Below are 5,316 nucleotides of genomic sequence, written 5' to 3'. Positions count from 1 at the left end.
CCTCATTTGCATCCCAATCCACCAAAGGCAAACGGCCGGTAAATTCGTGTACAGCTTTAAAACGCATGCCAATACCAGGGCTTATACTTCCGCCAAAATATTCCTTCGTGCTACTTAAAACATCGTAAGTAATACAGGTACCTGCATCAACCACTAAACTTGCGTTTGTTGGATGTAAGCCATTTGCACCCAAAATAGCAGCCCATCTATCTAATCCTAAAGTAACTGGCGTTTTATATCTATTTTGTACGCCGTTCGTCAACATGGTTGAAAAACGGATATACTCGGTATGCTTTTTTAAAAATACTTCTAATGGTCCAACTTCCTGGTTAACACTACTGATGATGGATTTCGCTGGCGAAAACTTCTCAATCAATTGAGCCAGGTCAAGTATCCCAATTTTATTGAAACGCTGATGGTGAATAATTTCCTTATCTGCAAAAACTGCAACCTTAACAGCAGAATTTCCAATATCAATGCTTAGCCTACGCATTTAAAATCTCCCACTGCAAATATATGTTCTTAGAAATTCCAATGACTCCATTTTTTATCCATCTTGATTAAAACTAAAAAAGCTTTAATTCTAAAATCATGCACAAAGCTATTAATCTTTGTCAAGTTTCGCTCTAGTTATTTGTTAAAAAAGGTTAAACAAACAGAAAATACTGTATCGAAAGCACAAATAAAACGAACAATGTTTCGTAAAACCAGCGTTTTTTGGCATTGCTAAAATAGTATGCCAACAGTACCGATCCTGGCGGTACACACAGCAAAAAATGCCAGGTCCTGAAATCCGGTTTGAGGTAAAAACTTGCTGCAGAAATAATAAACATGAAAAATAACAGCTGAAAACTCTTCCGTGTACTGATAAAACTCCTAAAGAAATTTTCCCGGAGCTGTAGTGATGCCAGTATGATAATTACCGTTACCGGGATCAGCACCAGGTAATCGTTATAGTTGATTTTAAAAACCGAAGGAAACTTATTGCCTAATGGTTTCCATATCTGATAAAACGAGCTTAAATTATCATTCCAATAATAAAATACGGCCAGAAAAAAGAAAACCGTAATAAAGCCAATCAAGCCAGCTACCCATTCGCGCCAATTAAACGACCTAAAAAGCAACAGTGCTAAAAAGATCATAAGCAACATGGCCATAAACGGAAAATAAATCAATGTTCCAATCCCAATAATCATCCCGATATCGAACACAGTGGTAATGGAGTTCGCACTTTTACCCAGTTTTAAAAACTTATCTATAATCCAAATCAACAGAAAGTTACATAACAATGCCGGACTTAGGATCATAAAAGGCATGAACAAACTTGTTCCTGTTACAAACATCAGCCCAGGAAGGAAACTGGGTTTGGCCAATAAATTATGATTGTTTACAACTCGATTGAAAATTAAAGCCTGTACATAAACCAAAAGTGCCGCGATAAAAATATTGGTATATGGCGTAAAGGCATTGTCTAAATCTATATTGATCAATAACCGGGCAAATGGCTCCAAAAAATCAAAGTTCAGCTTATCGTGCGTTTCATGAAAAATGGCAATACGCAAAAAGAATGTGTACGCCAGCAAGAATACGAGGTTAATTGGATTTAGTTTTCTAAACTGATTAATCATGCCTTTTTAAAGAGTAGGCAAAGTAAAGAAAATAATTTAATAGTAGCAGAAGAAAGACCAAAGCTTAAAGACTAAAGACCAAAGTTTAAATACCAAAGCGGAGGGCGATAAGCGTTGAGCGGAAGGACAAAAGTAGAAAGACCAAAGCTTAAAGACCAAAGGGAGGGTTTATGTTATTTATCCTATTAAAAGACATCCATAAATCTGTCAGGCTGAGCGGAGTCGAAGACCATTTGGTAAATAAAAAAGTAGAAAGACTGATGAGGAGGGGTCTATTCTTTTTTAGAAAAGCAGGTTCCTGTCTGTATCGGTTCCAGCAGCCCTGCCATCCGCTTTATCCCGATGAAAAATCGGGATGTCCGCTCCTGTCAGGTTTAGATTACGCAGTATTGTGCCACGGATTAGAACAAGCTAAAACCAAAGCTTAAAAGACTAAAGCAGGGATGTATATAGTTGTCTCTCTCTTAAAGATTTGTCAGTCTGAGCGGAGTCGAAGACCGTTAATAACCAACTAGTTTTGCTACGCAAGTAATCAACTAAAGCCACTGCTACTTAGATCTAATGACTAAATTCATCACAAATGATCCTTTGACTACACTATCAATGACATATTCCAAAAGAAAGGTCGTCATTGCGAGGAGGAACGACGAAGCAATCTTAATGCGCACGCTGGTAGCGATCGTTGTAAGATTGCTTCGTCGGCTGAAAAAGCCTTCTCGCAATGACGATAATCTGAGGAGATTTACTTTTTAATCCAACTGGCATTTATTGAATTTTATGAAAAAAAAATTATCTCTCAGGATAACAAATCATAGGCAAATTGACTTTGAACTCAGGACTGAAAACTCAGGACTAAACCCTCGCGTATTTCTTCACCATATCATCAATGATCTGCGCTGTTTCATCCGGAAAATTGAACTCATGTTTTTGAGGATTTTCTACCCAGTTTTTGATAATCGGCAACCAATTCCTGGTACTTCCCCAAATTACTGGCAAACCAAACTGTTTTAAGGCATAGGCATTACATTGTTGTTCAAACTGAAAACGCATAGGCGCCACCAGCAGTTTTTTCTTTAGATAAAGCGCTTCAGCAGGTCCTTCGAAACCGCCACCGGTAAACAAACCTTCGCAGGTGGCCAGGCTTTTATTAAATTTTTCGTTGTTAACAGGCTCTACAAAAACATTCCCTTCCTGGTAGGCAACTTTACTGTGTTTAGAAAAAACCTGCCAGGTAACCTCAGGGAGCTGAGTAAAAAGCTTTACCAAACGTTTATCGTCAATGGCTGGAAGATATACCGTATAATGTCCTAAATTTTCACTTTTCAGATTTCGGATCTCTGCCCTGATTACCGGGGTATGGATAAAAGTATCGTAACGGTCGAAATGAAAGCCAATGTGATATTTGGTAGGCGCATAACGGCTCAAAATCAACTTCCCCCAATCTAAAGTTCTAGGACGGGGTACTTTTTTAGATTTAAATGCAGCCTGATGGCTCAATGATACACATTCTATGCCCTGCAGTTTACAGGCCCAGGCGCTTACAGGTTCAAAATCGTTAACAATTAAGTTGTACTCTTTCAAAGGCAGCTGCTTCATATCTTTTCTAAATCGGAAAAGATTCATGTTCAGCCATGTTTTAAAATGGTCTACACCGCCTTTTTTCCCAAAGATAAAACTGAAACCATGCAATTGATATTTTACAGGCTGACTGAGTTTCACATCGGCCTGTGTTCCACTTACTAAAATATCCAATTCGCCATACTGCTGAAGTAAAGGAATAATTTCCCTCGCCCTGCTGATATGACCATTACCTGTTCCCTGTATTGCGTAAAGTATCTTCATTTATGCCCGAATATCTAAAATTATTGGGCAATTTCATATTTTATATTCTGTAAAAGAATATTTATGTCCAGTTTACTTTTTAAATCCTCGGCATCAGAAAGGATTCCTTCATCCAATTCGTCTTTTGTAAAATGTTGATGTTCGTACTTAAAAACCGTCCAGTTTTTATTTTCATACTCTAAAGCGGTTAAACTTTCCACCCAATCTCCACTGTTCAGGTAAATCACTTTTCCATCCTCGGTAACAATTTCACGTTGCTCAGCCTGATGAATATGGCCACAAACTACGTACTGATACCCTTTTTCGATGGCAAGTTCTGCCGCAGTTTGCTCAAAACTATTGATGAACTTAACGGCGTCTTTAAACTTTGCTTTTATTTTTTTCGAAAAGCTCATCTTCTCCCGCCTAAATGCGGTAAGTACCCAGTTTACAAAACTATTAATGAGGATCAGTGTATCGTAGCCAACCGCACCAAGTTTAGCCAGCCATTTAGAGTGCTGCATGGTAACATCAAAAACATCGCCATGAAAAAACCATGCCTTTTTACCGTCCAACTCTAAAATTAATTTATTCTGGAGATGGAAAGTACCCATTTCCATGCCATCAAATTTGCGGAGCATTTCATCATGATTTCCCGTTAGGTAGTGAACCTGAACACCCTCCGATACGAATTTCATCAGTTTACGGATCACCTTCATGTGCGATTCGGGCCAATAACTTTTGCTAAACTGCCAGATATCGATGATATCGCCATTTAAGATCAGCGTTTTGGGTTTTATGCTCTTAAGGTATTTTAAAAGTTCTTTTGCATGGCAACCATAGGTACCTAAATGTACATCGGATATTACGACTACATCGACATTTCTTTTATCCATAAACGGGAAATTTTAGGGGGAAGAGTCTTATTACCGCTCGATTAAAGCAGTTCAGAGATAGATTAGCTGTGTTACCACTCCTCTTCCTCATCGAGTTTTACCTCAAAGGGGCTAAAGAAATAAAGTACAACAATTAATAAACACACGGCAAAGAATGATTCTAACATATCATCTGATTTACATTACAAAGGTAAGACTCTGTATATCAAACAAATGTTACGACATTGTTAAATTATTATTCTATTCCGTTTATTGTTCATTAGCGCAATGGTTAGCTAATCGGTTAATGGCAAAGATTTAGGTTAGTTCCTTTTCATAGATCCTGAAACAAGTTCAGGAGGACGATCGCAAGTGTGAATGCTCAGAATCTCAAGGTGTGCAATGAATTCATATTAAAGATCTTTTGATTGCGCTATCATTGACGGATTCCAATAGAAAAATCGTCATCTCGACTGGAACGCAGTGAAATGGAGAGATCTATCTGGACAGATTTAGCTTCGCTGAGCCTTCGGGTTCTCGACTGCGTTGCACTCCGCTCGAAATGACGCGAGAAAAGAAGGGATGATAAGTTGCGGGGAGTGAACGACTTAGAACTAAAAAACAAAACCCCGCAAGATTTTGATCTTGCGGGGCGTAAATCTATTTAAAGAAATATTAAGCTTTAACTGCTTTCTTTTTCTTCTTTTCTTCTGAGTAAAACCCAAAACCTAATCCGGCCAACAACAAGATAGATCCTGCYAAAGAGATTTTCTCTCCGGTATAATATGATGTTGGGTGGAAAATAAACTCAAGTTTATGGTTGCCTGCTTCTAACTGCGCTGCACGTAAAACGTAATCAGCCCTGAAGTATGGCTTTTCAACACCATCGATATACATTTTCCAGCCTTTATCATAATAGATTTCGGAAAACACTGCGATTACATCTTTAGCGGTTGAGTATTCATAAGTTAAATGATCAGGGTTGTAGCTGT

Annotated in this window: 5 protein-coding genes; all 5 read right to left on the bottom strand. The window is 38.2% G+C overall.

From position 1 onward, the window contains the following. The coding region (locus AC1DND_RS18425; RefSeq protein WP_477583837.1) for a type III pantothenate kinase at positions 1-493 on the bottom strand (493 nt) is incomplete at its 3' end. A gap of 154 nt (positions 494-647) precedes the next feature. Further along, positions 648-1,628: a DUF6427 family protein gene (locus AC1DND_RS18420; protein ID WP_477583835.1), complete on the bottom strand. Its 981-nt coding sequence runs from the start codon at positions 1,626-1,628 to the stop codon at positions 648-650. Between the two features lie 852 nt (positions 1,629-2,480). Beyond that, on the bottom strand, positions 2,481-3,470 hold the full coding sequence (locus tag AC1DND_RS18415) for a glycosyltransferase family protein (protein WP_477583833.1): 990 nt from the start codon (positions 3,468-3,470) through the stop codon (positions 2,481-2,483). Positions 3,471-3,490: 20 nt separating this feature from the next. Then, positions 3,491-4,345, bottom strand: coding sequence for a UDP-2,3-diacylglucosamine diphosphatase (locus AC1DND_RS18410; protein ID WP_477583832.1), 855 nt, complete (start codon positions 4,343-4,345; stop codon positions 3,491-3,493). Between the two features lie 654 nt (positions 4,346-4,999). Beyond that, a partial coding sequence (locus tag AC1DND_RS18405; RefSeq protein ID WP_477583830.1) for a YfhO family protein occupies positions 5,000-5,316 on the bottom strand: 317 nt, incomplete at its 5' end.

It is taken from the genome of Pedobacter sp. 01N416, from assembly GCF_056399685.1.
This window is presented reverse-complemented; position numbering and strand designations above follow the sequence as displayed.

Coding starts and splice junctions, on each gene's coding strand:
- AC1DND_RS18410 (WP_477583832.1), bottom strand. CDS start 4,345: ATGGATAAAAGAAATGTCGATGTAGTCGTAATATCCGATGTACATTTA.
- AC1DND_RS18420 (WP_477583835.1), bottom strand. CDS start 1,628: ATGATTAATCAGTTTAGAAAACTAAATCCAATTAACCTCGTATTCTTG.
- AC1DND_RS18415 (WP_477583833.1), bottom strand. CDS start 3,470: ATGAAGATACTTTACGCAATACAGGGAACAGGTAATGGTCATATCAGC.